23 protein-coding genes are annotated in these 24,736 nt (G+C 73.5%); 11 read left to right on the forward strand and 12 right to left on the reverse strand.

Annotated features, from left to right (window positions below):
* A complete protein-coding gene (locus ACIQR3_RS32765; protein WP_403544449.1) occupies window positions 1-807 on the reverse strand; it encodes an SGNH/GDSL hydrolase family protein in 807 nt (268 codons plus the stop codon).
* A gap of 536 nt (window positions 808-1,343) precedes the next feature.
* Between ACIQR3_RS32765 and ACIQR3_RS32770 the strand changes: the two genes are divergently transcribed.
* The 5 genes from ACIQR3_RS32770 (at window position 1,344) to ACIQR3_RS32790 (ending at window position 5,980) form a co-directional block, all read left to right on the forward strand.
* A complete protein-coding gene (locus ACIQR3_RS32770; RefSeq protein ID WP_403544451.1) occupies window positions 1,344-2,162 on the forward strand; it encodes a glycosyltransferase family 2 protein in 819 nt (272 codons plus the stop codon).
* Window positions 2,159-3,211 carry a glycosyltransferase family 2 protein gene (locus tag ACIQR3_RS32775; RefSeq protein WP_403544453.1) on the forward strand — a complete coding sequence of 351 codons (1,053 nt, stop codon included), beginning with the start codon at window positions 2,159-2,161 and terminating at the stop codon, window positions 3,209-3,211. Before ACIQR3_RS32770 ends, ACIQR3_RS32775 begins: the two co-directional genes overlap by 4 nt.
* Window positions 3,204-4,010 (forward strand): polysaccharide deacetylase family protein, encoded by an 807-nt coding sequence (locus tag ACIQR3_RS32780; RefSeq protein WP_403544454.1) that lies wholly within the window; start codon window positions 3,204-3,206, stop codon window positions 4,008-4,010. Before ACIQR3_RS32775 ends, ACIQR3_RS32780 begins: the two co-directional genes overlap by 8 nt.
* A gap of 67 nt (window positions 4,011-4,077) precedes the next feature.
* On the forward strand, window positions 4,078-5,172 hold the full coding sequence (locus ACIQR3_RS32785; RefSeq protein ID WP_403544456.1) for a DUF5925 domain-containing protein: 1,095 nt from the start codon (window positions 4,078-4,080) through the stop codon (window positions 5,170-5,172).
* Between the two features lie 37 nt (window positions 5,173-5,209).
* Entirely contained in the window at window positions 5,210-5,980 is a 771-nt protein-coding gene (locus tag ACIQR3_RS32790; protein ID WP_403544550.1) for a DUF72 domain-containing protein, read from the forward strand.
* 134 nt (window positions 5,981-6,114) lie between these two features.
* On the opposite strand, the gene ACIQR3_RS32795 is transcribed toward ACIQR3_RS32790, so the two are convergent.
* Window positions 6,115-6,483 (reverse strand): GntR family transcriptional regulator, encoded by a 369-nt coding sequence (locus ACIQR3_RS32795; protein WP_403544457.1) that lies wholly within the window; start codon window positions 6,481-6,483, stop codon window positions 6,115-6,117.
* 71 nt (window positions 6,484-6,554) lie between these two features.
* On the opposite strand from ACIQR3_RS32795, the gene ACIQR3_RS32800 reads away from it, so the two are divergent.
* Both ACIQR3_RS32800 and ACIQR3_RS32805 read left to right on the forward strand, forming a co-directional pair.
* Window positions 6,555-7,484, forward strand: coding sequence for a GNAT family N-acetyltransferase (locus ACIQR3_RS32800; protein WP_403544458.1), 930 nt, complete (start codon window positions 6,555-6,557; stop codon window positions 7,482-7,484).
* The gene (locus tag ACIQR3_RS32805) at window positions 7,465-7,977 is read left to right on the forward strand and encodes a DUF402 domain-containing protein (RefSeq protein WP_403544460.1); all 513 of its coding nucleotides are present in this window, start codon (window positions 7,465-7,467) and stop codon (window positions 7,975-7,977) included. Before ACIQR3_RS32800 ends, ACIQR3_RS32805 begins: the two co-directional genes overlap by 20 nt.
* On the opposite strand, the gene ACIQR3_RS32810 is transcribed toward ACIQR3_RS32805, so the two are convergent.
* Complete coding sequence (locus ACIQR3_RS32810; RefSeq protein ID WP_403544462.1) at window positions 7,974-8,588, reverse strand: class I SAM-dependent methyltransferase; 615 nt, start codon at window positions 8,586-8,588, stop codon at window positions 7,974-7,976. The genes ACIQR3_RS32805 and ACIQR3_RS32810 overlap by 4 nt on opposite strands.
* A 138-nt stretch (window positions 8,589-8,726) precedes the next feature.
* Here ACIQR3_RS32810 and ACIQR3_RS32815 point away from each other — a divergent pair, with 138 nt between their 5' ends.
* On the forward strand, window positions 8,727-8,870 hold the full coding sequence (locus ACIQR3_RS32815) for a hypothetical protein (RefSeq protein WP_403544464.1): 144 nt from the start codon (window positions 8,727-8,729) through the stop codon (window positions 8,868-8,870).
* A gap of 11 nt (window positions 8,871-8,881) precedes the next feature.
* Here ACIQR3_RS32815 and ACIQR3_RS32820 read toward each other — a convergent pair whose 3' ends face one another.
* Window positions 8,882-9,343, reverse strand: coding sequence for a GNAT family N-acetyltransferase (locus tag ACIQR3_RS32820; RefSeq protein WP_403544552.1), 462 nt, complete (start codon window positions 9,341-9,343; stop codon window positions 8,882-8,884).
* A gap of 181 nt (window positions 9,344-9,524) precedes the next feature.
* On the opposite strand from ACIQR3_RS32820, the gene ACIQR3_RS32825 reads away from it, so the two are divergent.
* Window positions 9,525-10,550, forward strand: a complete 1,026-nt coding sequence (locus ACIQR3_RS32825) for a lytic polysaccharide monooxygenase (RefSeq protein ID WP_403544465.1) — start codon at window positions 9,525-9,527, stop codon at window positions 10,548-10,550.
* A gap of 13 nt (window positions 10,551-10,563) precedes the next feature.
* On the opposite strand, the gene ACIQR3_RS32830 is transcribed toward ACIQR3_RS32825, so the two are convergent.
* The gene (locus ACIQR3_RS32830) at window positions 10,564-11,532 is read right to left on the reverse strand and encodes a DNA polymerase thumb domain-containing protein (RefSeq protein ID WP_403544467.1); all 969 of its coding nucleotides are present in this window, start codon (window positions 11,530-11,532) and stop codon (window positions 10,564-10,566) included.
* A complete protein-coding gene (locus ACIQR3_RS32835) occupies window positions 11,529-15,038 on the reverse strand; it encodes a DNA polymerase III subunit alpha (RefSeq protein ID WP_403544469.1) in 3,510 nt (1,169 codons plus the stop codon). Before ACIQR3_RS32835 ends, ACIQR3_RS32830 begins: the two co-directional genes overlap by 4 nt.
* A 154-nt stretch (window positions 15,039-15,192) precedes the next feature.
* On the opposite strand from ACIQR3_RS32835, the gene ACIQR3_RS32840 reads away from it, so the two are divergent.
* Window positions 15,193-16,254, forward strand: a complete 1,062-nt coding sequence (locus ACIQR3_RS32840) for a DUF3533 domain-containing protein (RefSeq protein WP_403544471.1) — start codon at window positions 15,193-15,195, stop codon at window positions 16,252-16,254.
* A 67-nt stretch (window positions 16,255-16,321) separates the two neighbouring features.
* On the opposite strand, the gene ACIQR3_RS32845 is transcribed toward ACIQR3_RS32840, so the two are convergent.
* The 4 genes from ACIQR3_RS32845 to ACIQR3_RS32860 all read right to left on the reverse strand — a co-directional run bounded on the left by ACIQR3_RS32845 (window position 16,322) and on the right by ACIQR3_RS32860 (window position 20,567).
* A complete protein-coding gene (locus ACIQR3_RS32845) occupies window positions 16,322-17,404 on the reverse strand; it encodes a S1 family peptidase (protein ID WP_403544473.1) in 1,083 nt (360 codons plus the stop codon).
* Window positions 17,405-17,639: 235 nt separating this feature from the next.
* On the reverse strand, window positions 17,640-18,491 hold the full coding sequence (locus ACIQR3_RS32850) for a slipin family protein (protein ID WP_403544553.1): 852 nt from the start codon (window positions 18,489-18,491) through the stop codon (window positions 17,640-17,642).
* Window positions 18,492-18,649: 158 nt separating this feature from the next.
* Window positions 18,650-19,555, reverse strand: coding sequence for a S1 family peptidase (locus ACIQR3_RS32855; protein WP_403544475.1), 906 nt, complete (start codon window positions 19,553-19,555; stop codon window positions 18,650-18,652).
* Between the two features lie 205 nt (window positions 19,556-19,760).
* Entirely contained in the window at window positions 19,761-20,567 is an 807-nt protein-coding gene (locus tag ACIQR3_RS32860; protein WP_403544477.1) for a DUF1684 domain-containing protein, read from the reverse strand.
* Window positions 20,568-21,080: 513 nt separating this feature from the next.
* On the opposite strand from ACIQR3_RS32860, the gene ACIQR3_RS32865 reads away from it, so the two are divergent.
* Window positions 21,081-21,518, forward strand: coding sequence for a cell division protein SepF (locus tag ACIQR3_RS32865; RefSeq protein ID WP_403544479.1), 438 nt, complete (start codon window positions 21,081-21,083; stop codon window positions 21,516-21,518).
* A 47-nt stretch (window positions 21,519-21,565) separates the two neighbouring features.
* On the opposite strand, the gene ACIQR3_RS32870 is transcribed toward ACIQR3_RS32865, so the two are convergent.
* Together ACIQR3_RS32870 and ACIQR3_RS32875 are read right to left on the reverse strand one after the other, a co-directional pair.
* The gene (locus tag ACIQR3_RS32870) at window positions 21,566-22,738 is read right to left on the reverse strand and encodes an acyl-CoA dehydrogenase family protein (RefSeq protein ID WP_403544481.1); all 1,173 of its coding nucleotides are present in this window, start codon (window positions 22,736-22,738) and stop codon (window positions 21,566-21,568) included.
* Window positions 22,739-22,881: 143 nt separating this feature from the next.
* On the reverse strand, window positions 22,882-24,489 hold the full coding sequence (locus ACIQR3_RS32875; protein WP_403544483.1) for an MFS transporter: 1,608 nt from the start codon (window positions 24,487-24,489) through the stop codon (window positions 22,882-22,884).
* Window positions 24,490-24,736 lie beyond the last annotated feature (247 nt).

Here is a 24,736-nt window from a genome sequence, read left to right on the forward strand (position 1 = left end):
TCAGGCGGCGCTGTTCAGGGCCGGCAGGTAGCCGCCCGACTGGCCCGCGGCCGTCGGGTGGTAGGACTCGCCGATGTTGAGCCAGTTGACGCTGTGCAGCCAGGAACTGCCGGAGCAGATCTCGTGGCCGGTGAAGGTGGTGCGGACGTCGGCGAAGGTGTAGCCGTACGCGGCGGCGCGCTGGGAGATCACGGTGTTCAGGTGGTCGGAGGCGTCGTTGATCGCCTTCCGCTTGGTCTCGGACAGGCCGAGGCAGGTGGTGCCGAGCCGGTAGAAGCGGGGGTAACCGAGGACCACGACATGGGCGTTGGGGGCCTTGCCGCGGATCGCGGAGTAGACGGTGTTCAGGTTGCCGGGCAGCGTGGAGTCGACGTAGGCCCGCGCGGTGGCGATCCGCGAGAGGCAGCCGCTGTCGGACTGGAGCACACAGGTCGTCATGACGTCGGCGAAACCGGCGTCGTTGCCGCCGACGCTGATGGAGACCAGGCCGGTGGCGGAGCTGAGGGGACCGAGCTGTCCGGCGACGACATCACCCGTACGGGCGCCGGAGCAGGCGGTGAAGTCGAAGGACGAGGGTGAGTTGGCGTCGGCCCAGAGCTGGGGGTGGGCCAGGGTGCTGCGCTTGCAGTCGCCGCTCTCGGCGGTGTAGCTGCCGGCCCCCACGCCGGAGGAGTAGGAGTCGCCGAGGGCCACGTAGCCGGTGGCGGCGGCCGATTCGGCGGCCTGCGCGGTGGCCGCCCCGGTGAGGCCGGCACAGACGGCGAGGAGTACGGAACTCAGGTATCCGACAAGTCGGGAACGTCTCATGGAACCTCCCTTTAGCAGGTTCTCAGCAGGTTCTCTGCCACAACCGTGGTAACAGCTACGCGTGTTGACAGGAAGTGCTCATGCCAAAAATGACCCGAACGAGGTGCCGACAGGAGGCCGTCTTGACGATTTACGCCGGTCTGCGCGACATTGAGGCCGCTGCATGACAGGCAAACCAACAAAAACGTGAGGGCTCGTTCCAGGCCTTGCCATACGGGTTCAATCGTCAATACCGTCATACATCTCACCCGCATCGGTACCGTCAGCAAGCGGCCAGGGGAGGGCTCAAGACCGCGACGGTCCGGGCGGGGCGCGGTAGGGGGGTGCCGTGCTCGGTGACCGATCCACCAGCCGAGCCGGTCGTGCCGCGCGGTCGGCTGCCGTTTTCCGGGGCCGGCCAGTTTCGCCAGCTCACTGGCGTGCACGGAGCGTTGTGGACGCCGTGCCGTGGGTGGGACCAACCCCCCTTTCGAACCGGACACACAGCCGGACCGCCCCCGGGGCGGGCGGTCCGCCGGACGAGAGGGACCAGACTCATGAGCTCAGTTCTGCAGCCGCCGGCCACCGGCAACGACCCGACGGGCGCCACGAAGTACCGTCCGATCTCCTCGCATCTGGCCATCGCGCCGCCGGTGAGCGTGGTCATACCGGCGATGAACGAGGCGGAGAACCTGCCGTACGTCTTCAAGACACTGCCCGACTGGATACACGAGGTCGTCCTGGTGGACGGCAACTCCACGGACGACACCGTCGCCGTCGCCCGTGAACTGTGGCCGGACGTCAAGGTGGTGGAGCAGCGCGGCAAGGGCAAGGGGGACGCGCTGATCACCGGCTTCCAGGCGTGCACCGGCGACATCATCGTGATGGTCGACGCCGACGGCTCGGCCGACGGGCAGGAGATCGTCAGTTACGTCTCCGCCCTCGTCTCCGGCGCCGACTTCGCCAAGGGCTCCCGCTTCGCCAACGGCGGCGGCACCGACGACATGACCTTCATCCGCAAGATGGGCAACGCCGCGCTGTGCGCGGTCGTCAACCGCAAGTTCGGCGCCCGCTACACCGACCTGTGCTACGGCTACAACGCGTTCTGGCGGCACTGCCTGGACAAGATCGAGCTGGACTGCACCGGCTTCGAGGTCGAGACCCTGATGAACATCCGGGTCGTCAAGGCCGGCCTGAAGGTCCAGGAGATACCCAGCCACGAGTACCTGCGCATCCACGGCGTCAGCAACCTGCGGGCGGTGCGGGACGGGCTGCGGGTGCTGAGAGTCATCCTCCAGGAGCGCTCCAACCGGCGTGAGCTGCGCGGCAGCCGCGACCGGTCGCCGGTGCTCGGCACGGTCCGGGGGAAGGTGTGAGCGCTCCGGACATCTCCGTGGTGATCTGCGCCTACACCGAGGACCGCTGGGAGGACATCCTCGCGGCGGTCGCCTCGGTGCGGGCGCAGTCCCGCCCGGCCCTGGAGACGCTGCTGGTCGTCGACCACAACGAGGCGCTGCGGGACCGGCTGGGCCAGGAGTACAAGGAAGCCGGGGACGTGCGGGTGCTCGCCAACGCGGGCCCCCGCGGGCTGTCCGCGGGCCGCAACACCGGCATCGCCGCCGCGCGCGGCGGGGTGATCGCCTTCCTCGACGACGACGCCGTGGCCGAGCGCGACTGGCTGCTGCACTTCGCCGGGGCGTACGACGACCCGAGCGTCATGGCGGTCGGCGGGCGCACGGTGCCGGTCTGGGCGTCGGGGCGCCGGCCCGTCTGGTTCCCCGAGGAGTTCGACTGGGTGGTGGGCTGCACCTACCGCGGCCTGCCGCCCGGCCGGGTCCGGGTGCGCAACGTCCTCGGCGGCAACGCCTCCTTCCGGCGCGAGGCGTTCGACGCGGCCGGCGGTTTCGCCACCGGCATCGGACGGGACGGCGACAAACGCCCGCTGGGCTGCGAGGAGACGGAGCTGTGCATCCGGCTCACCCGGGCCCGGCCGGACGCCGTGCTGCTGATCGACGACCGGGCGGTCATCCACCACCGGGTGCCCGCCCCCCGCGAGCACTTCGCCTACTTCCGCACCCGCACCTACGCCGAGGGCCTGTCCAAGGCGCTGGTGGCGCGCAGCGTCGGCGCGGACAAGGGGCTGGAGTCGGAACGGCGGTACGCCTCCCGCGTGCTGCCCGCCGGAGTGGTGCGCGGGCTGCGGGACGCGGTGCTGGCCCGGCCGGGCGGCGCGGGCCGGGCGGGCGCCATCGTCGCCGGGGTGCTCACGGCGGCGGGCGGCTACGTGGTGGGCAGCATGCGGGCGCGGCGGGGCGCGGTGACGTTCTCGTCGGCGCCGATCGGCCCGTCGGCACCGGTCGGGGACGGCGTGCACGAGGACCGGGAGGGACACGCGTGGAGGACCGGGAGGGGCACGCATGAGTGACGATCCGCGCGTGCCGATCCTCATGTACCACGCCGTCGCCGCGGAACCGAACGACGCGACGCGCGCGCTGTCGGTGACCCCGGAGGCGTTCGCGGAGCAGATGGCGGTGGTGGCGGACCGCGGGCTCACTCCGCTCACCACCGCCGAGCTGGCCGCGGCCTGGCGCTCGGGCCGCCCGCTGCCCGCCCGGCCGGTGCTCGTCACCTTCGACGACGGCTACGAGGGCGTGCACCGCCACGCCCTGCCGGTGCTGGCCAAGCACGGCTTCCCGGCCACGCTGTTCGTCTCCACCGGCTGGCTGCGCGGCCCGTACGACACCGGGGGCGCCCTGGACACCATGCTCGACTGGGACCAGGTGCGCGAACTGGCGGGCGCCGGCGTGGAGATCGGCGGGCACAGCCACACCCACCCGCAGCTCGACCAGCTGCACGCCGGGGACCTGCGGCACGAGCTGATCCACTGCAAGGAGATCGTCACCGACCAGGTCGGCACGGCGCCGGTCTCCTTCGCCTACCCCTACGGCTACTCCGACCGCCGGGTGCGGGCGGCGGTGCGCGAGACGGGGTACGCGCAGGCGCTGGCGGTGGGCAACGGGCTGGCCCGGCGCGCCCAGGGGCCGTACGCCCTGCGCCGGGTGACGGTGCGCCGCAGCACCGGGGCGGAGGAGTTCGCGCGGCTGGTCGAGGGCCGGGCGATCGCCCGTACCTTCGCCCGGGACCGGGCGCTCACCAAGGGGTACGCGGTGGTCCGCCGGGCGCGGCAGGTGCGCGGGAGGTCCTTCGCCGGCGCGGACCGCTGAGCGCCGGGGCGGCGCGTCCGCCGGGAAACCGGATGCACGCGCCGCCCCCGTGCCGGATCATGGCGGCATGTCAGTCAACCCGCACGACGCGCTGCCGATCCGGCTCCACGTCGACGACAGCGACTCCCCGACCGACGTCGTCGACGCGCTGTTCCTCGGCCGCTTCGCGACGGGCGAGCAGCCTTTCTCGCACGCGGCCAACATCGACCGGGTGCGCTCCGGCGCGACGCTGCTGCCGCCCGGCGCCACGGTGCTGCGCGCCGCCCGCGACGGCGACCGCAGCGCGACGCTGGCCGAGGGCGACGGCTGGACGCTGCTGGTCTCCCGCTGGAACCGGGGCGCCGACGTCACGGTGACAGCGACCAGCGCCGACCTGGCCGAGAAGGTGCTCGGCGAGGCCACCGACGGCGCGGCCGACGAGCCGGAGCCGCAGCCGGAGAACGTGACGATGGGGTTCTGGTACGTCTCCCCGCGCCGCGGCCCGCACCGCACCACCCGGCAGATCTCCGCCGGTACGTGGGAGGAGGTGCGGCCCAACTACACGGCGCCGGTCGCGGACGCGATGGACCGCCTGATGAAGACCGGCCCCGAGGACATCGCGGGGCGCCTGCTCCTGCTGCACGGTCCGCCGGGCACCGGCAAGACCTCCGCGCTGCGCACCCTGGCGCGGTCCTGGCGGGACTGGTGCCAGGTGGACTGCGTCCTCGACCCCGAGCGGCTCTTCTCCGACGTCGGCTACCTGATGGACATCGCCATCGGCGAGGAGGACGCGGCGGGCAAGGACCGCTGGCGGCTGCTGCTCCTGGAGGACTGCGACGAACTGATCCGCGGCGAGGCCAAGCACACCGCCGGGCAGGCCCTGTCCCGGCTGCTCAACCTCACCGACGGCCTGCTCGGCCAGGGCCGCAACGTGCTGGTCGGCGTGACGACCAACGAGGACCTGGAGCGGCTGCACCCCGCCGTGGTCCGCCCCGGGCGCTGTCTGGCCCGCATCGAGGTCGGCCCGCTCACCCGGTCGGAGGCGGTGGGCTGGCTCGGCACGGAGGAGGGCGTCGGCCGCGAGGGCGCGACGCTGGCGGAGCTGTACGCGCTGCGCCGGGGCACGTCCCCGACCGCGCTGCCGGAGCCGCGGGAGGGCGCGGACGCGGGGCTGTACCTCTGATGAGGTCATGACCCCGTTCGTCCTCTCTAATGGGGTCATGACCCTGTTCGTCGGCACGTCCGGCTGGCAGTACCGGGACTGGCGGGACGTCCTCTACCCGTCCGGGCTGCCGGTGCGGCTGTGGCTGGAGGAGTACGCGGCGGGCTTCGCCACCGTCGAGGTGAACAACGCCTTCTACCGGCTGCCGGAGCGGGAGACCTTCGAGGCGTGGCGGGAGCGGGTCCCGGCGGACTTCGTCGTCGCGGTGAAGGCGAGCCGGTTCCTGACCCACGTCAAGCGGCTGCGGGAGCCGGAGGAGCCGGTGCACCGGCTGATGAGCCGCGCCGCCGGGCTCGGCGACCGCCTCGGTCCGGTCCTCCTCCAGCTGCCGCCCACCCTGCGCGCCGACCCCGCGCTGCTGGACGCCTGCCTCGCCCGTTTCCCGGCCGGCACCCGGGTGGCCGTGGAGCCCCGGCACGACTCCTGGTGGACGCCGGAGGTGGGCGAGGTGCTGTGCTCCCGGGGCGCCGCGCTGTGCTGGGCCGACGTGCTGTCCCGCCCGGTGACCCCGCTGTGGCGTACGGCCGGCTGGGGGTACGTCCGCTTCCACCAGGGGCGGGCGGCGGCCTGGCCGCGCTACGGCCGGCGTGCCCTCGCGGCCTGGGTCCGCCGGATCGCGGCGACCTGGCCTCCGGAGGCGGACGTGTACGCCTACTTCAACAACGACCCGCACGCGGCGGCCGTCCGGGACGCGGTGGCGTTCGCGCGGCTGGCGGGGGCGGCGGGGCTGCGGGTCACCCGCGTACCGGAGCGCCTGCCGGCGCCCTGAACCGGGTTCGTCCCCGCTCCGCCCCCGCGTGACACGGTCCCGGGGACGCGGGGCGGAGCGGGGGCGACCACCACGCACCCGCGGCCGGAAACGGCGCGGCGCTCACCCCCGAACACCGCCCGCAGGGCAGGCGCTCACCCCCCGAACGCCGCCCGCAGGGCATCCCGCACGGCAGCCACCGCGTCCTCCTCCGAAGCTCCCAGCCGCCGGGCCCGCGCAACGAACTCCTGCGCCGCCGCGGCCAGCTCCCGCTGCGCCGCCGCCCCCGCCGCGGCGACGAACGTCCCGTTGCGGCCCCGCGTCTCGATCACCCCGTCCGCCTCCAGCGCCCGGTACGCCTTGGCGACCGTGTTCGCGGCCAGCCCGAGGGTCTCGGCCAGACCGCGCACGGTGGGCAGCCGGTACCCGACCGGCAGCACACCCTCCCGGGCCTGCTCGGAGATCTGCGCGCGCACCTGCTCGTAGGGCGCGGCACCGTCGTCGATGTGGATCTTCAGGGTCACGGGCACGATTGTCCCGTACCCGGCGGAAAATGAGAGGCGGCCGACCGTGTCCCGCCGTAGCGTGCACGCACATGACCGTCTCCGTACGCGATCTGCGCCTCGACGTCCGGTCGGACGTCGAGGAGTTCGCCCTCGTCCGTCACCTGGCCCTGCCGTTCGTCCTCTGGACGCCGGACGCCGTCGTCCACCACCTCACCCACACCCATCCGGACACGCGGGCCCGCTCCCTGGTCGCGGAGGAGGACGGCGAGGTGATCGGCACGGCCCAGGTCGGCCTGGTCCACGAGAGCCCGGTGCCGGGGCAGGCGTACCTCAACATCTACGTACGTCCGGACCGGCCGCGGCGCGGCGCCGGCGGGCTGCTGGCACGGGCGGCCGAGGAGTACCTGACGGCCGAGGGGGCGACGCGGCTGCTCGCCTGGGTGCTGGACGCGCCGGGCAACCGGGCCTTCGCCGAACGGCGCGGCTACCGCGCCGGACGCTCGGCCCACTTCCTCCGCCTGGACCTGGCCGGCGGCGGCCTGCCCCCGCTCCAGTCCCCTCCCCCGGGCGTCGAACTGCGCCCCGCCGCCGACTACGCGGACGACCCCCGCCCCCTGTTCGAGCTGGACGCGGAGACGACGACGGACGAACCGGGCGACGTCGACACGGCGTTGGCCGACTACGAGGCCTGGCTCACGGAGACCTGGCGGCACCCGCTGCTGGACCTCGCCCTGACCACCGTCGCGGTCGTCGACGGCCGTCCCGCCGCCTTCACCGCGGCCTACACGGACGGCGGCGGCCGGTACGCCACGGCGATGACCGGCACGGCCCGTGCCCACCGCGGCCGGGGCCTGGCCAAGCTGGTCAAGAACGCCTCCCTGCACCGCGCCCGCGCGGCCGGGTGCACGGAGGCGTTCACGGGCAACGACACCGGCAACGGCCCGATGCTGGCCGTCAACAAGTGGTTCGGGTACGAGGTCTGCGCGACGGAGGTGCGGTATGTCCGTGAACTCGGCTGAGTACGCAGGGGAGACGGGCGGTGCGGTGGACGTGGTCCTGGTCAAGGGCGGCCGTACGAAGATCCGTTACCGGGCCGTGCTGCTGGGCGACGACGGCACCCGGATCACCGTCCGCGCCCCGTGGGCCGGCGCCGGCGTCCGGGACTTCGGCTTCGTACGGTTCGAGCCCGGGGACGTCTTCACCGAGCACTACTGGCGCGACCGCTGGTACTCGGTGAAGGAGGTCCGCGCGGGAACGGGCGCCCTGAAGGGCTGGTACTGCGACATCACCCGCCCGGCCGTGCGCACCGGCGCCGAGCTGGTCGTCGAGGACCTCGACCTGGACCTGTGGCGCTCCGCGGACGGCACGGACGTACGCCGGCTGGACGAGGACGAGTTCGCCGAGAGCGGCCTGACGGACCGGGACCCGCCCGCCGCTGCCGCCGCCGTCGCCGCACTGGCCGACCTGGAACGGCTCGCCCGTACGGGCGGTTTCGGGCCCGTGCTGTCTTAGAAGGCGACCACGACCGCGTACCGCTCGTCGGCCACCTCCTTCCCCCACAGCAGCGGATCGTCCGACAGCGGCTCCACGCGCACCTGCCCGGCGAGCGGCGCGAGGAGACCGGTGAGCCGGTCGGCGGATATGCCGACCGGCGCCACTCTCCCCCACACGCCCTCGACGAGGACCAGCCGCCCGCCCGGACGCAGCAGCCCCCGCCAGTGCCGCAGCACCCGGCCGGGGCCGGGCAGCGTCCACAGGACGTGCCGGGCCAGGACGACGTCGAAGCGCCGCTCCCCCACGGGCGGCGCCGAGGCGTCACCGGTCAGGAACCGGGCGTCACGCCCGGCCAGTTTGGCCCGGGCCCGCTCCAGCATCGCCGGGGACAGGTCGACGCCCGTGACCCGGTGTCCCCGCTCGGCCGCGAGGAGCGCGAGGCTGCCCGTGCCGCACCCCAGGTCGAGGACGTCGGCCGACCGCGCGGGCAGCCAGGAACGCATCCGGTCGGCCCAGGCGCGGCGCACCCTGGGGTCGCGCAGCCCGTGGTCCGGCTCGGCGTCGAAACGGGCGGCCTCGGCGTCCCAGTCGACACGTGGCGGAGTCGGTCCGTCACTCTCGTATGACATGCCCCAAGGGTGACACCCGCCACTGACAGTCGAATCGTGACAGTGGCCACTGACAGATCCGCACCGATGAGGAACTCTCGCGAAAAGGGTCTGCCCCCGTGAGATCGCGGAACCCGGTGGATCCGTGAGGAGGCAGCCATGCGCCGTGTGACCGTGCACAAGCCCCTGGACCCGAAGAAGAAGACGGACGCCCGCCGGATCCGGGAGGAGGCCGACGCGCGCCGTGCCGGCCGGCCCGAGATCCGCGAGGACATCGCCCGCACCTGGTGGCCGGACGCCTGAGCCGGGGCCGCTCAGGGGGTCCGCCGGGGCAGCCGCTTGCGGTAGTGGACGCGGTCGTAGGGCCCGTCCACCCGGCGCTCCACGACCTCGTAGCCGTACCGCGGATACAGCTTCTGGTTCTCCCACATCATCGCGTTGGTGTAGAGCCTGACCTCGGGCAGGCCCAGCGCACGCGCGCGTGCCTCCACGAACGTGAGCAGCCGCCGCCCGACGCCCCCGCCGCGGGCGTCGGGGTGGACGGCGACGCTCTCCAGGAACAGGTGGTCGGCGAACGCCTCGACCACCACCAGCCCCACCACCGGCTCACCCGTGACGAACACCTTCCCCGCGGCCACGTCCGCCGCGTGATCGGCCTCCATGGGAGCCGGCACCACGCCGATGCGCGGGAGGTACGGCCGGTAGGCGGCGTCGGTGACGGCCGCCACCGCGGGCACGTCACGGGCGTCGGCCGGTCTGATCGTCTCGTCGGTCATGATCACGCCGCCGACGGTAGCTACCTGAGCCCAGCCTGAGCACCCCCTTAACGCGACCATAAGGATCCCCGCCGTCGGCCTCCAGCAGGCGTTTCCACGGTTTTCCGGGGCTAGCGTGCTGGCACCCCCCACAGGTTCCGGACCGCCTTTCCCAGAAGAAACCGTTCCCGAGGAGTTCGCCATGCCCGCACCCCGCAGAGCCGCCGCCGTCGCCACCGTCGCCGCCGCAGGCGTCCTCCCCCTCGCCCTGACCGTGCTGACGGCCGCGCCCGCGTCCGCGCACGGCACGATGGGCGACCCGGTCAGCCGGGTCTCGCAGTGCTACGCCGAGGGGCCCGAGAACCCCGACTCGGCGGCGTGCAAGGCGGCGGTCGCGGCCGGCGGCACCCAGGCCCTCTACGACTGGAACGGCATCCGCATCGGCAACGCGGCCGGGCAGCACCAGCAGTTGATCCCGGACGGCAAGCTGTGCAGCGCGAACAACGACGAGTTCAAGGGGCTGGACCTGGCCCGCGCCGACTGGCCGGCCACCGGCGTGAGCAGCGGCTCGTACACCTTCAAGTACCGCGTGACGGCCCAGCACAAGGGCACCTTCACCGTCTACATCACCAAGGACGGCTACGACCCGGCCCAGCCGCTGGCCTGGGACGACCTCGACCTGTCCGCCCCGGTGGCGACGGTCACCGACCCGGTCGCCGCCGACGGCTTCTACACCTTCTCCGGCAGCCTCCCCGAGCGCACCGGCCAGCACCTGCTGTACGCCGTCTGGCAGCGCTCGGACAGCCCGGAGGCGTTCTACTCCTGCTCGGACGTCACCTTCGGCGGCACGACCGCCCCGCAGGGCGAGGACACCACGGACACCGAACCGGCCGCCGCCGAACCCGCCGCCGCCCCCACCGCCTCCGCCCCCTCCGACGAGCAGATCGAGGCCGGAGCCGACAAGTCGACGGTCGAGCACCACGGACACGGCGACCAGGATGCCACCACCACGACCGACCCGACCCCCACGGCCGAGGCGACGGAGGCCGCCGGGGAGGGCAGCCGGCTCACGGCCGCGGGCGGCGCCACGAACCTCGCCGAGACCGGCGGGGACAGCACCACCCCGTACCTCGCGGTCGGCGGAGCGGCCGCCCTGGCCCTCGGCGCGGCCACCCTCTTCGCCTCGGCCCGCCGCCGCACGGCCCACGGCAGCCGCTCCGGCCGCTGACCTGCCGGGGGAGCTACGCCGCCAGCGCCCCCGGCATCACCGCCCGGGGGCCGAACCTCGCTCGCGCGCGGTCCGCGGCCTCCTCGACGCGGCGGACCTTCTCGTCCACCGGGTCGAAGGTGAGCTGGTGGGACGCCTGTTCGGCGGGGGCGAGGCCCTCGGCGCGCAGGGTGATCGCGCGGACCCGGGCACGCTGGAGGCCGAGCGCCTCGTACATCTCGTAGGCGACCCGAGTGAGAGACGCCGAGTGGGCGGTCGGTTCGCGCAGGGTGCGGGTGCGGGTGGTGGCCGACCGGTCGGCGTAGCGGACCGTGAGGGTCAGGGTGCGGCAGATCTTGTCGACGGCGCGCAGCCGGGAGCCCAGTTCCCCGGCGGCCGAGAGCAGGGCGCGGCGGTGCCGGGCGGGGTCGAGTTCGTCGCGGGGGAAGGGGCGGTCGGCGGCGAGGGAGCGGGAGACGCCGTTGGGGACGACGCGGCTCCGGTCGATGCCGTTCGCCTTCTCGTGCAGTTCGCGGCCCGTCTTCGCGCCGACCAGGCGCTGGAGGGTGGACAAGGGCGCGGCGGCGACCCGGCCGAGGGTGTCGAGGCCGTACTCGCACAGGGTGCGGGCGGTGGCCCGGCCGACGCCGGGCAGCTCGGCGACCGGGCGTCCGGCGAGGAACTCCCCCGCCTCCTCCCCCGGCACCGCGCGGACCGCTCCCGGCCGGGCCTGACGCAGCGCCATGCGGGCCAGCATCGGGCCCGGCCCGAGGCCGATCGCGCAGTCCACGCCGTGCAGCGCGAGGGCGCGGACGCGGATCACCGAGGCCAGTTCCACGGCGTCGCGCCCGAAGTACCGTTCGGCGCCGCGCAGATCGGCCAGTGCCCCGTCCGGCGGCAGGGCCTCGACGACCGGCGTGAACTCCTCCAGCAGACCGAGCAGCCCCGGCAGGGCCGCCTCGTACATGGGCGGCAGCTGGAAACGTACGCAGAGGATGGTCATCCCGCACTCCCCGGACTCTGGTGCCACAACTTCCTTCCCACCGCGGGCCCTTCGCCCGCGGGGCGCAGATCGGCCCAGGGGTGCATCTCGTACCCCGTGGGCATGCGGACGGTCCGCCGCCGCTCCATCTCGTCCTGGGCGGCGGAGCCGGCCGGCGCGGGCCGGCCGTCCGAGCCGGCCAGGCGGCGCCGGGCCGGGCCGTCCCCGGGGGCATCCCCCTGGGTCCCCCCGGCCAGCCGGGCCGCGACCCCCTCCAGGCCCTCCTCCCGCCGCACCTCCAGCAGCTCGGCCAGGTTCCAGGCGGCGGCGCCCACCACGCCGTAGCTGCGCGGCCCGCGCCGCTGCACCACCCCGCGCACCAGCAGCAGCCAGGAGTGGAAGACGGTGTGCGCGCAGGCGTCGTGGGAGTCGTCGAAGAAGGCGAGGTCGACCAGGCCGGTGCCGTCGTCCAGGGTGGAGAAGATGACCCGGCGGCCGGAGCGGATCGGCGGCGTCTGGGTGGCCGCCTTGGCGCCCGCGACCAGCACCGTCTGCCCGTGCCGGGCCTCGCGCAGCCGCCGCGCCGAGACCACGCCCAGCTCGTCGAGGAAGCGGCGGTGGTCGTCCATCAGATTGCGCGAGGCGTCCATCGACAGCACGCCCAGCTCGGCACTGAGCTTCTCCGCCGAGGTGAGGTCGGGCAGCCCGGCCGACGCCGTCTTCCGGCCGCCGGACAGGGGGAGCTGATCCCCTCGTCCGGCGCGGGCCCCCCGGTGCAGTTCGGTCAGGTGCAGTTGCAGGTCGCGGCGGTTGGCGCCGAACGCGTCCAGCGCGCCGACCTGCGCGAGGCGCCCGGCGAGCGGGCGGCTGGGGCGGGCGCGTTCCCAGAAGTCGAGCAGGGAGGCGTACGGCTGCCCGGCGGCGATCCGCTCCGCCTCGGCCTCGCTGATGCCGTGCACGTCCAGCAGGGCCAGCCGCAGCCCCCACCTCCTCGAACCGGACACCAGTTCGATCCGGTGGGCGACCCCCGACTTGTTCACGTCCAGCGGCAGGATCGGCACCCCGCGCCGCCGCGCGTCCGCCAGCAGCAGCCGTTTGGGGTACATGCCGGGGTCGTGGGTGAGCAGCCCGGCGTAGAAGGCGGCCGGGTGGTGGGCCTTCAGCCACGCCGACTGGTACGTCGGCACCGCGAAGGCGACCGCGTGCGCCTTGCAGAAGCCGTACGAGCCGAACGCCTCGACGATCTCCCAGGTCCGCCCGATGGTCTCCGCGTCGTACCCGTTGGCCGCGGCGTGCTGCGCGAACCAGACCTTGATCCGTCCCTGCGACTGGGGGTCGGACAGCCCGCGCCGCACCCGGTCGGCCTCGCCGCGCCCGCAGCCGGTCATGACCGCGATGATGTCGATGACCTGCTCGTGGAAGACGACGACCCCGTACGTGCTCTCCAACGCCTCCGTCAGGTCCTCGTGCGGGTAGCGCACCGGGGCGCGCCCGTGCCGGGCCTCGATGAACGGCCGCACCATGTCGGCGGCGACCGGGCCGGGGCGGAAGAGGGAGATGTCCACGACCAGGTCGTGGAAGGTCGACGGCTGGAGGCGCCCCACCAGGTCCCGCTGGCCCGGCGACTCGATCTGGAAGCAGCCCAGCGTCTCGGTGGAGCGGATCAGCTCGTACGTCGCCGGATCGCCGTCCGGGACCGCGTCCAGGTCGACCCGCTCCCCCGACGCCCGCTCCACCTCGGCGACCGCGTGCGCCATCGCCGACTGCATCCGCACGCCCAGCACGTCCAGTTTGAGCAGTCCGAGGTCCTCCACGTCGTCCTTGTCGAACTGGGCCATCGGGAACCCCTCGCCGCTGGTCGGCATGACCGGCGTACGGGAGAGCAGGGAGGCGTCGGAGAGGAGGACGCCGCAGGGGTGCATGGCGACGCCGCGCGGGAGGGCGTCGAGGGCCTCGACCAGTTCCCAGAGCCGTCCGTACTTCTCCTGCTCGCCCGCCAGTTCCTTCAGCTCGGGCAGTTCGGCCAGGGCCGCGCGGGCGTCGCGGGCGCGGATGTGCGGGAAGGACTTGGCGACCCGGTCGATCTCGGCGGGGTCCATGGACAGGGCGGCGCCGACGTCGCGGACGGCGTGCCGGACGCGGTACGTCTCCGGCATCGCGACCGTCGCGACCCGCTCGGTGCCGAACCGGCCGATGATCGCCCGGTAGACCTCCAGGCGGCGCGCGGACTCCACGTCGATGTCGATGTCGGGCAGGACGACCCGCTCCTTGGACAGGAAGCGCTCCATCAGCAGCCCGTGCTCGACCGGGTCGGCGTGCGCGATACCGAGGAGGTGGTTGACGAGGGAGCCCGCGCCGGAGCCGCGCGCGGCAACCCGGATGCCCATGTCCCGTACGTCGTCGACCACTTGGGCGACGGTGAGGAAGTACGAGGCGAAGCCGTGGTGGGCGATGATGTCCAGCTCGTGGTGCATCCGCTCCCAGTATCCGCGCCGCCGCTCGTACCCCTTGCGGATCATCCCCGCCGCCGCCCGGGAGGCGAGCGTCCGCTGGGCGGTGCGGCGGCCCGCGCCGACCAGGTGCGGTTCGGGGAAGTGGACGGCGCCCATGCCGAGGTCGTCCTCGGGGTCGACCAGGCAGGCGGCGGCCGTCGCCCGGGTCTGCTCCAGCAGGCGGTGCGCGGCCTCGCGCCCAAAGCCCGCGGCCTCGACGATCCGCTCGGCGGCGTGCGCCATGGCGCTCGCGTCCTTGAGCCACGCCTGACCGGAGTCCAGTTCCCCGGCCGCGCCGACCGGGACCAGGCGGCGGGCCGCGTCCAGCACGTCGGCGACCGGGCCCTGGCCGGGGTCGGCGTACCGCACGGCGTTGGTCAGGACGGGGCGTACGCCCTGTTCGGCGGCGAAGCCGACGGTGCGGGCGGCCTGGCGCAGGGAGCCGGGACCGGTGCCGGTGCGGCCGTGCCAGACGGCCTCCAGGCGCAGGGCGTCGCCGTACACCTCCCGCCAGGGGGCGAGGAGCCTGGCGGCGCGGTCGGGGCGGCCGGCGGCGAGGGCGCGGCCGACGTCGGAGTCGGGGCCGAGCAGCACGGTCAGGCCGTCGGCGTGGTTGTCGGCCCAGGACAGGAGCGGGGTCCCGGGGCCGCGGTGCGCGGCGGAGACCAGCGCGCACAGGCCGGCCCAGCCGCGGGCACCGTCGCGGGCGAGGAAGGTGACGCGCGGAGCCGACTCGTCGACGAAGGCGCCGCCGCGCACAGGGGTACGGCGCCGGTCCCGGCGTACGGAGGTGTCGCCGCGCTCCGGCGCCGGGGCGGGCGGTGCCACCGCCAGGTCCGCGCCGAACAGGGGGCGGACGCCCGCCTTCGCGCACGCCTTGGCGAAGCGGACCGTGCCCGCGAGGGTGTCGCGGTCGGTGAGGGCGAGGGCGTCCATGCCCCGTTCGGCGGCGCGCTCGGCCAGCCGCTCCGGGTGGGAGGCGCCGTAGCGCAGGGAGAACCCGGAGACGGTGCGCAGATGCGTGAAACCCGGCACACGCACCTCCCGCACTGGTGACCTTCCGACCCTCTGTCGAACGTCTGTTCCAACAACCTCACCCCCACCATACCTCCATCTTCGAATGTGTGTACGACATCCGTTCGGCCCCGTCCCACCTGCGCAAACACCCTCCGGACGGGACCGTGGGGGCATGGCGCACACCTCAGGCGGCACCGGCGACCGGAACGGATCGTTCCTGGATGAGGTGAAGGACGCGGTCACCCCGCGGGCCACGCTGCTCGTGCTCGGCGTGCTCGCGCTCCAGCTGCTGTTCATCGCCTCCTATGTCGGCGCGCTGCACGATCCGAGGGCGAAGGACGTGCCCTTCGGGGTGGTCGCGCCCGAGGACGCGGCCGGGCGGACGGCGGCCCGCCTCGCACGGCTGCCCGGCACGCCGCTGGACCCGCGCCCGGTGACCGACGCGGCGGACGCCCGGAAGAAGATCATGGACCGGGAGATCGACGGCGCCCTGATCGTGGACCCGCGCGGCACCCGGGACACGCTGCTGGTCGCCTCCGGCGGCGGCACCGCGCTCGCCACCACCCTGGAGCGCCTCGTCACCGAGGCGGAACGGGCCGAGCGGCGGACCGTGGAGACCGTCGACGTGGCCCCGGCCTCGGCGCGGGACTTCGACGGGCTGTCGTCCTTCTACCTGGTCGTCGGCTGGTGCGTCGGGGGCTATCTGTGCGCCTCGATCCTCGCCATCAGCACCGGCGCCCGGCCGGCCAACCCGCGCCGCGCGGCGATCCGGCTGATCGTGATGGCGCTGGTCGCGATCGCCGGCGGGCTGGGCGGGGCGGTGATCATCGGGCCGGTCCTGGGGGCGCTGCCCGGCAGCGTGGTCGACCTGTGGGGGCTGGGCGCCCTGGTCACCTTCGCGGTCGGCGCCGCCACGCTCGCGCTCCAGGGGCTCTTCGGGGTCGTCGGCATCGGGCTGGCGATCCTGCTGGTGGTGATCGCGGGCAACCCGAGCGCGGGCGGCGCCTTCCCGCTGCCGATGCTGCCGCCGTTCTGGAAGGCGATCGGCCCGGCGCTGCCGCCGGGCGCCGGCACCTGGGCGGCCCGCTCGGTCGCCTACTTCAGGAGCAACGACCTGACCCTCCCGCTGCTGGTGCTGTGGGCCTGGGCGGTGGCGGGGACGGTGATCACGATGCTGGCGGCGGTGCCGCGCCGGCGACGGCCGGGGGCGGAACTGCCGACGCGGGCCGGCTGAACCCGGCCCGGAAACGGAAAGGTCCCGCCCCTCGCGCGCGGGGCGGGACCTCACAAGAGCCCGCGGGTCAGCCGATCTCGGTGCCCGTGGCCGACAGCGCCTCCGTCACCGGCTGGAAGAAGGTCTCCCCGCCGGAGGTGCAGTCGCCGCTGCCGCCGGAGGTGAGGCCGATCGCGCTGGAGCCGGAGAAGAGGGAGCCGCCGCTGTCGCCGGGTTCGGCGCAGACGTCGGTCTGGACGAGGCCGTCGACGATGTCGCCGTTGCCGTAGTTCACGGTGGCGTCCAGGCCGGTGACCGTGCCGTCGTGCACCTGGGTGGTGGAGCCGCTGCGGGTCACCCGCATGCCGACGGTGGCCTCGGCGGCGTCCGAGATGGACTGCGCCGAGCCGTCGTAGAGGTTGACCTCGCTCGGGTGGTCCACGTCGGCGGTGTACTTGACCAGGCCGTAGTCGTCGCCGGGGAAGCTGGAGACCTCGTTCTCCCCGATGACGGTGCCGGACGAGTCCGACCACGAGGTGATGGACTCGGTGCAGTGGCCGGCGGTCAGGAAGTACGGCTCGCCGCCCTTGGTGACGTTGAAGCCGAGCGAGCAGCGCCCGCCGCCGCCCGTGATGGCGTCGCCGCCCGCGACGAAGGGCTTGTACTCCCCCTTCGTCCGCTTCAGCTCGGCCGTGGCGCCGAGCCCGTCGACCACCTCGGTGAGCTTGGCCCACTCGGCCTTCGAGACCGTGCGGTCGGCGGTGACGACGACCTTGTTGGTGGTCGGGTCGGTCACCCAGGAGGTGCCCGGGACACGGGCGTCCCGCTCGAGGGTGGTGCGCGCGCTCTTCAGGTCGGCGAGCGAGTTCTCGACGATTCTCGCCGTGGCGCCGGCCTCCTCGACGGTCCGCGCGGCGGCGTCGTCGAGGACGTTGACCACCAGGCTCTCGGTCCGGGCGTCGTAGTAGGTGCCCGCGGCGTCGGCGCCGAGGTCGCCGAGCAGGGTGGAGGCGAGCTTTCCGGCCGCGGTGGCCGACAGGGTCTCGGGGGTGGCGGACGCCGGGGTCTCACTGGCGTTCGCGCTCTGGAACGTGACTCCCGTGGCGACCAGCGCGACGATGCCCGCGCCTGCCACGGCTGCCCGCCGCCTGGGTATGCGTCGGTGCTTCAACTCATGTCCTCCTGTGGGGGGTCGGCCCGTGGGGTTGTGGGGACCTCGCGGACCGGAAGGCCGGTTGACGAGCGCTTACTCTTCCGAACGGCACAGGTCGCACACAAGGTCGACTTCGAGACGTGCGCACGACAACTCCAGCGCGGACACGCGGCCTCCACCCTTTGCTCCCGGTCCAGGGAAAATTCGCAGAGCAAACACTCCGGGCGAGGAACCCGTCAGCGGAGCGTGAGGTCTAGTCCTGTCTGGATTCCACCTCTTGTGCTCCGCCGTCCTGGTGTGCATCTACGCGCGATGGCCCGCTCCGCGCGGCCTCCGGCGGGACCGGCTGCTGCGCCCGCTCCAGGAACCGCAGCAGTTCCACCGGGAAGGGCAGGACGAGCGTGGAGTTCTTCTCGGCGGCGACCGCCACCACCGTCTGCAACAGGCGCAGCTGCAACGCGGCCGGTGTCTCCGACATCTCCTTGGCCGCCTCGGACAGCTTCTTCGACGCCTGGAGCTCGGCGTCGGCGTTGATGACCCGGGCCCGCCGCTCCCGGTCGGCCTCGGCCTGCCGGGCCATCGAGCGCTTCATGGTCTCGGGCAGGGAGACGTCCTTGATCTCGACGCGGTCGATCTGCACGCCCCACCCGATGGCCGGGCTGTCGATCATCAGCTCCAGGCCCTGGTTGAGCTTCTCCCGGTTGGACAGCAGGTCGTCCAGGTCGCTCTTGCCGATGATGGAGCGCAGCGAGGTCTGCGCCATCTGCGAGACCGCGAAGCGGTAGTCCTCCACCTGCACCAGGGCGTCGGCCGCGTCCACGACCTTGAAGTAGACGACCGCGTCGACCCGCACGGTCACGTTGTCCCGGGTGATGCCCTCCTGGGCGGGGACCGGCATCGTCACGATCTGGAGATTGACCTTGTGCAGCCGGTCCACGAACGGCACGACCAGGGTGAGGCCGGGGCCGCGCACCTGCGGCCGGAGCCGGCCGAGCCGGAACACCACACCCCGCTCGTACTGCTTGACGACCCGCACCGCGGCCATCGCGTAGACCGCCGCCGCGGACGCGGCCGCCGCTCCCGCCGCCATCAGCTCCTCGACCATCACGGCCCCCAGGGTCCGAAGTGGGCGCATCGAGTGCTCTTTGTGCGCTCTTCGACGGTAACGCCGGTTCCGTGCAAAAGGGAGCCCCCGCACGGCAACTGCCGTGCGGGGGCTCCCGGTACTGCCGGCCGCGCCCGCCGGAACGGGATCGGTGAGGATCAGTAGACGCTGACGCCGTAGGCGCTCAGGGCCTCCGTGACGGGCTGGAAGAAGGTCGTGCCGCCCGAGGTGCAGTCGCCGCTGCCGCCCGAGGTCAGACCGTACGCGGTGCCGTTGCTGCCGTAGAGCGAGCCGCCGGAGTCGCCGGGCTCGGCGCAGACCGTGGTCTGGATCAGCCCGTAGACGATGTCGCCGCTGCCGTAGTTCACGGTGGCGTTGAGGGCGGTGACCCGGCCGCTGTGGGTACCGGTGGTGGAACCGTCACGGATGACGGTGGTGCCCACGCTCGGGGTCCCGGCGCTGGTGATGTCCACGCCGTTGGCGGTGCCGGGGCGGGAGACGGACCCGGTGTACCGCACGATGCCGTAGTCGTTGGTCGGGAAGCTGGAGCCCGCGGTGGTGCCGATGGCGGTGGTGCGCGCGGAGTTGGAGTACCAGGTGCCCGCGCCGTCGGTGCAGTGCCCGGCGGTCAGGAAGTACTGGGTGCCGCTGCTGCTCTGGACGTTGAAGCCGAGGGAGCAGCGCCAGCTGTCCGCGTAGATGGCGTCGCCGCCCTGGATCAGCTTGTTGAACGTGCCGTTGGTGCGCTTGATCGTGAGCGCGCCGGCCTTGTCGCCGGCCTGCTCCTTGATCTTCGCGATCTCGGCCTGGGACACCGTCTCGTCGATGGTGACCAGGACCTTGCCGCTCTTGCTGTCGACGGCCCAGGCGGTGCCGGGGACGTCGGCCTTCAGCACCGAGTTGCTGGCGCTCTTGAGCTCGGCGGAGCTGAAGGTGGTGGGGGTGTCGGCCGCGGTCGCGCTGGGGACCGCGATCGCGGCGGCGGCCACGAGGCCGGTGGAGACGGCGATCAGCCGGGTGCGTCTCGTGATACCGCTGCGGGGGGTGGTGCGCTTGATCCTCACTTTTCGTTCCTCCACGGGGGAAGTAGGGGGCCCGTTCGTGGGGTCGCAGGGCCCGTGAGGCGCAGCCAGGGGACCCCGGATGTCCGGATTCCGGAAACGGCGTGCCCCTGACAAGCGCTGAGTGGGAGTATTCGGCCGAACGAACGGTCGGCGCAAGGGTGCCTTTCGGCCGTCACCACTAGTACGACCGGTACGGCCGCCTCACTCAGCGCACCCGGCGCAGCTGCCGCTCCCCCGCCTCGACGCCGACGCCGAGGGTGTTCCCCGGCGGCGGGAAGGGACAGACGAAGTGGTCGGCGAAGGCGCACGGCGGCAGCTGCGCGCGGTTGAGGTCGACCGTGGTCCGCCCGTCGGCGTCCGGCGCCGGCGGGTACAGGAACCGGAAGCGGTAACTGCCCCGGCCGCTGGTGGCGTCCGCGAACACCGCCCACAGCGAGCCGTCCGCCTCGACGGCCACCTGGAGCGCCAGCTCCCGCCCGGCCAGGGTGAAGGCCACCTCCCCGCCGAGCCCGAGGCCGCGCTCGCGCCCGTCGGCGTTGGGCACCCGCACGCTGCGGTGCCCGCCGGCGTACGGGGTGAAGCGGCCGGGCACCGACCAGCGCGGGTCGTACGGCGTGACCTCGATGCCCCGGAACGCCCGCCGCGCCCCGGCCCCCGGGTCGAAGTCCCGTACCCCCCACACCCCCTCCCGGACCAGCACGACCAGCCGCCGCTCGCCGAGCGCCACCCGGGCCGCGTCCACCGGCCCCGCGTCGGCCGTGAGCCGCGCCTCACCGTCCAGGGGCCGGCCGTCCACGGTCAGCCCGTCGGCCGCCCCGGCGGTCAGCAGCACCCCGCCGGCGTCCGCGGTCCAGCGCCCCGGGACGCCGGGAAGCCGTCCGTCGGGGTGGTCGGGCAGCCAGTGGGTGCCGGTCAGCGCGAGCGGACCGTAGGGCGCGGAGACCGCCGCCACGCGGTCCTCGTGCCACCGCCGCCACCGCAGCTCCGCGTCCGCCGGGTCCGTCGTCGTCATGGATCAACCCTTTCACACCGGTACGGCGCGCGTCCGTGCCGCGTCGGCCTGAGCCCTCGTCAACACCGATATGAGCAGCCCGTCCCACTTGGGCATGATCCCGTACGGACGCTCCGTATTCCCCGCGCGAAGCGGCACACGATCCGCACAAGTGTGCCGTCCACCGGCCGACGGGATTCCCTCCCGGCCGGTGCCGGCAAGGGGTTCGGCGGCGCCCGGACACCGCCCCCGGCCGCCCCTTCCGCGACGCTGAACTGCGGCATCGGGCCGACCGCCGGGGTTCACCCGTACGCCCCGCCGCTCACCCGTCCGCCAGGAACAGTCATATTTCACTCATAGTCAGGGGCCGTTTGGGAAACGACCCTTGGGACACATGGACTCTCGACGGATTCGCTGTGCACCAGTACCGTCACAAACCCCCCGCGCGGCGTCTATCCACTTGGCGCGACGTCCGCATCATGGACGACGATAGGGATGCGGACAGCACGAAAGACCGCTTGAGAGGAGGCGTCCATGGGATCGGTACGCAAGGCGAGTGCGTGGCTCGGCCTCGTCGACGACAACGAAGACGAGCGCTACTACGACGACGACTACTCCGAGGGCAACGAATCCGGGGACGCCTGGGTCACGGACCCCCGGGTCAAGGTGGCCTCGGACACGGCCGAGGAGAGGGGCCGCCGCATCGGCACGGTCACCCCGGACAGCTTCCGGGACGCCCGCGCCATCGGCGAGCTGTTCCGGGACGGGGTCCCGGTCATCATGAACCTCACGGCCATGGAGGCCGGCGACGCCAAGCGCGTGGTCGACTTCGCGGCCGGGCTGATCTTCGGCCTGCGCGGCTCCATCGAGCGGGTGTCCAGCCGGGTGTTCCTGCTGAGCCCGTCCGACACCCAGGTCATCAACGGCGAACCGGCCGCGCACCGCACGGACGGGTTCTTCAACCAGAGCTGAGGCAGGGCCGCCCCCGCCGGCCCTGCCCCCCGCGCTCCACCCGGCCCTTACCGGAACGCGTCGAGTCCGGTGAGCGCCTTGCCCAGCACGAGCTGGTGCATCTCGACGGTGCCCTCGTAGGTGAGCACCGATTCCAGGTTCGTCGCGTGCCGCATCACGGGGTACTCCAGGGAGATCCCGTTGGCGCCGAGCACCGTCCGCGCCGTACGGCAGATCTCGATCGCCTCCCGTACGTTGTTCAGCTTGCCGAAGCTGACCTGCTCGGGACGGAGGCTCCCCGCGTCCAGGCGCCGCCCGAGGTGATGGGCGAGCAGGATCCCCTTGTGCAGCTCGACCGCCATGTCGGCGAGCTTGGCCTGGGTGAGCTGGAAGCCGCCGATGGGCCGCCCGAACTGCTCCCGCGTCTTCGCGTACGCCACCGCCGTCTCGAAGCAGGTGCGCGCCGCGCCCATGGCACCCCACACGATCCCGTACCGGGCGTGCGTGAGGCAGCTGAGCGGCCCGCGCAGCCCCGTGCCCTCCGGCAGCACCGCGTCGGCGGGCAGCCGTACGTCGTCGAGGACGAGTTCGCTGGTGACGGAGGCCCGCAGGGACCACTTGTGCTTGATCTCGGGCGCGGAGAAACCGGGGGTGCCGGCGGGGACGAGGAACCCGCGGATGCCGTCGTCGGTGCGCGCCCACACCACGGCCACACCCGCCACCGACCCGTTGGTGATCCACATCTTGCGGCCGTTCAGCACCCAGTCGGTGCCGTCGCGCTCGGCGTACGTGCGCATCGCGGCGGGGTCGGAGCCGTGGTCGGGCTCGGTGAGCCCGAAGCAGCCGATGACCTCGCCGGCGGCCATCCGGGGCAGCCAGGTCTGCTTCTGCTCCTCGCTGCCGAAGCGGTGGATCGCGTACATGGCGAGGGAGCCCTGCACGGAGACCAGGGAGCGGATGCCGGAGTCCGCGGCCTCCAGCTCCAGACAGGCCAGCCCGTACTGCACGGCGCTCGCGCCCGCGCAGCCGTACCCGGTGAGCGACATCCCGAGCGCCCCGATGCCGCCGAGTTCGCGGGCCAGCTCCCGGATGCCGGGCAGCTCGCCCTGCTCGTACCAGTCGGCGACATACGGCAGGACGCGGTCGGCGGCCCAGGACCGCACGGTGTCCCGCACCGCGAGGTCCTCCGGGGAGAGCAGGTCGTCGATGCCGAGAGGATCTGCGGGGTCGAACGCGGGCATGGTCTTCCCTCCAGGACATTTAACTAGCACTGCTAGTCACGGCTCCCGGCCGACGTTACGGTGCGTTCGCGGCGCACGTCCAGAGCCGCCGCACCCGCCGACGGTAAGCGAACGAGTGGTGCGCGGGCGGGAGAGGAAGACCCTCACACCGAGACACGCGACTCCACCGCGTCCCGGGGTGCGGGCACCCCCGCCCCCTCACACCGCATCCCCCGGGGCAACCGCAACGCCATCCCCGCCCCCGCCAGCAACAACCCCGCACTCACCACCAGCGTCACGTGCAGCCCGTGCACGAACGCCCCCTCCGCCGCCGACCGCAGCGCCACCCCGCCCGGCCCCCCGAGCCGCGCGGCGACCTCGTACGCCTCCCCCAGCGAATGCCCCGCCGCCGCCGACGCCGACGCCGGGACCCCCTCGACACGCGCCAGCCCGGGCGCGTACGCCGCGTTCATCACCGTACCGAGCAGCGCGATCCCGATCCCGGCGCCCAGCTGGTAGGAGGTCTCGCCGATCGCCGCCGCCCCGCCCGCCTGCTCCGCCGGCGCCTCGCTCAGCATCGACTCGTACGCCCCGAAGAGCGTGGTCTCCAGGCCGAACCCGAGCAGCACGAACCCGCCGAGCATCAGCGCCCACGCGTCGGCCCGGCCCAGCGCCGTCAGCAGCAGCACCGCCCCCGCGGTCAGGCAGAACCCGAAGCACACCATCCGGCGCGGCCCCAGCCGCCGCAGCATCCGCGCCCCCGCCAGCCCGGCCGCCATCGCCGCCAGGGTCAGCGGCAGCAGCCGCAGCCCCGTCTGCAGCGGCGACAGCCCGAGCACCAGCTGCAGGTACTGCGCCGCGATCAGCTCAAGCCCCACCAGCGCGAGCATCGCCAGCACGATGCACCCCACCGACGTACTGAACGCCGGCCGCCGGAACATCCGCAGGTCCACCAGCGGACGCGCCCGCCCCCGCTGCCGCCGTACGAACAGCACGAGCAGCGCGGCGCCCGCCGCCAGCGGCACCACCGTGGCCGCGCTCAGCGCCGGCTCACCGCCGCCGAGCCGTTTGACGCCCAGCACCACCCCGAACAGCCCGGCCGCCGCCAGCAGCGCGCCGACCACGTCCCAGGGCCCCTGTCCCACGCCTTCGGACGCGGGCTTGGACTCGGGCAGCAGCAGCCGCCCCACCGGCAGGCTGACCAGCATCAGCGGAATGTTCACCAGGAAGACCGAGCCCCACCAGAAGTGCTCCAGGAGGAAGCCGCCGAGCAGCGGTCCGACCGCCGCGCCCACGGCCGCGACCGCGCTCCACACGCCGATGGCCAGGGCCCGCTCCCGCCGGTCGGGGAAGACCTCCCGCAGCAGCGACAGCGTCGCGGGCATGATCATCGCGCCGCCGACGCCGAGCAGCGCGCGGGCCGCGATCAGCACCTGGGCGCTGTCGGCGCAGGCCGCGAGCGCCGAGGCGACGCCGAACAGCGCGTACCCCAGCAGCAGGATCCGCCTGCGGCCCACCCGGTCGCCCAGCGTGCCGAACAGGATCAGCAGCGAGGCGCAGACCAGGGGGTAGACGTCGACGATCCAGAGCAGTTCGACCGCGCCGGGCCTGAGGTCCTCGGTGACGGCGGGGACCGCCACGTGCAGCACGGTGGCGTCCAGCGCCACGAGCAGCAGGCTGACGCAGAGGACGACCAGGACCACCCAGCGGTTGGCACCGGCCCCGGCCGCCCGACGGCGCGGCGACGCGACGGCCGCGGTCGTCCCGGACATGTACGTACCTCCCAGCAGTTCCCTCGCGTGCGGCGGGCTCGCGGGGCGGGGAACTCCCGCGACTCGGCCGGAGGAAGCGGTGGTCTCCGGCCCGCGCGACGACGGCGAGTGGCTCGTCAGAGTACGCGAGTCCACGCGCGCCTCACGTGGCACAGCTCTCACCGGTCCCGGTCACAGGTGTGGCGTGCGCCACTGCCCCCACCGGCACCGCCGGTACCGACCGCCCGTACCGCCCGTACCGTCCCTA

This window comes from Streptomyces sp. NPDC090994, assembly GCF_044768905.1.
In the GTDB taxonomy this organism is placed as follows: domain Bacteria; phylum Actinomycetota; class Actinomycetes; order Streptomycetales; family Streptomycetaceae; genus Streptomyces.

Excerpts from the sequence above, each read along its gene's own strand:
- ACIQR3_RS32765 (WP_403544449.1), bottom strand. The coding sequence starts at position 807 with ATGAGACGTTCCCGACTTGTCGGATACCTGAGTTCCGTACTCCTCGCC.
- ACIQR3_RS32770 (WP_403544451.1), top strand. The coding sequence starts at position 1,344 with ATGAGCTCAGTTCTGCAGCCGCCGGCCACCGGCAACGACCCGACGGGC.
- ACIQR3_RS32780 (WP_403544454.1), top strand. The coding sequence starts at position 3,204 with ATGAGTGACGATCCGCGCGTGCCGATCCTCATGTACCACGCCGTCGCC.
- ACIQR3_RS32785 (WP_403544456.1), top strand. The coding sequence starts at position 4,078 with ATGTCAGTCAACCCGCACGACGCGCTGCCGATCCGGCTCCACGTCGAC.
- ACIQR3_RS32790 (WP_403544550.1), top strand. The coding sequence starts at position 5,210 with ATGACCCTGTTCGTCGGCACGTCCGGCTGGCAGTACCGGGACTGGCGG.
- ACIQR3_RS32800 (WP_403544458.1), top strand. The coding sequence starts at position 6,555 with ATGACCGTCTCCGTACGCGATCTGCGCCTCGACGTCCGGTCGGACGTC.
- ACIQR3_RS32805 (WP_403544460.1), top strand. The coding sequence starts at position 7,465 with ATGTCCGTGAACTCGGCTGAGTACGCAGGGGAGACGGGCGGTGCGGTG.
- ACIQR3_RS32810 (WP_403544462.1), bottom strand. The coding sequence starts at position 8,588 with ATGTCATACGAGAGTGACGGACCGACTCCGCCACGTGTCGACTGGGAC.
- ACIQR3_RS32815 (WP_403544464.1), top strand. The coding sequence starts at position 8,727 with ATGCGCCGTGTGACCGTGCACAAGCCCCTGGACCCGAAGAAGAAGACG.
- ACIQR3_RS32820 (WP_403544552.1), bottom strand. The coding sequence starts at position 9,343 with ATGACCGACGAGACGATCAGACCGGCCGACGCCCGTGACGTGCCCGCG.
- ACIQR3_RS32825 (WP_403544465.1), top strand. The coding sequence starts at position 9,525 with ATGCCCGCACCCCGCAGAGCCGCCGCCGTCGCCACCGTCGCCGCCGCA.
- ACIQR3_RS32830 (WP_403544467.1), bottom strand. The coding sequence starts at position 11,532 with ATGACCATCCTCTGCGTACGTTTCCAGCTGCCGCCCATGTACGAGGCG.
- ACIQR3_RS32840 (WP_403544471.1), top strand. The coding sequence starts at position 15,193 with ATGGCGCACACCTCAGGCGGCACCGGCGACCGGAACGGATCGTTCCTG.
- ACIQR3_RS32850 (WP_403544553.1), bottom strand. The coding sequence starts at position 18,491 with ATGGTCGAGGAGCTGATGGCGGCGGGAGCGGCGGCCGCGTCCGCGGCG.
- ACIQR3_RS32860 (WP_403544477.1), bottom strand. The coding sequence starts at position 20,567 with ATGACGACGACGGACCCGGCGGACGCGGAGCTGCGGTGGCGGCGGTGG.
- ACIQR3_RS32865 (WP_403544479.1), top strand. The coding sequence starts at position 21,081 with ATGGGATCGGTACGCAAGGCGAGTGCGTGGCTCGGCCTCGTCGACGAC.
- ACIQR3_RS32870 (WP_403544481.1), bottom strand. The coding sequence starts at position 22,738 with ATGCCCGCGTTCGACCCCGCAGATCCTCTCGGCATCGACGACCTGCTC.
- ACIQR3_RS32875 (WP_403544483.1), bottom strand. The coding sequence starts at position 24,489 with ATGTCCGGGACGACCGCGGCCGTCGCGTCGCCGCGCCGTCGGGCGGCC.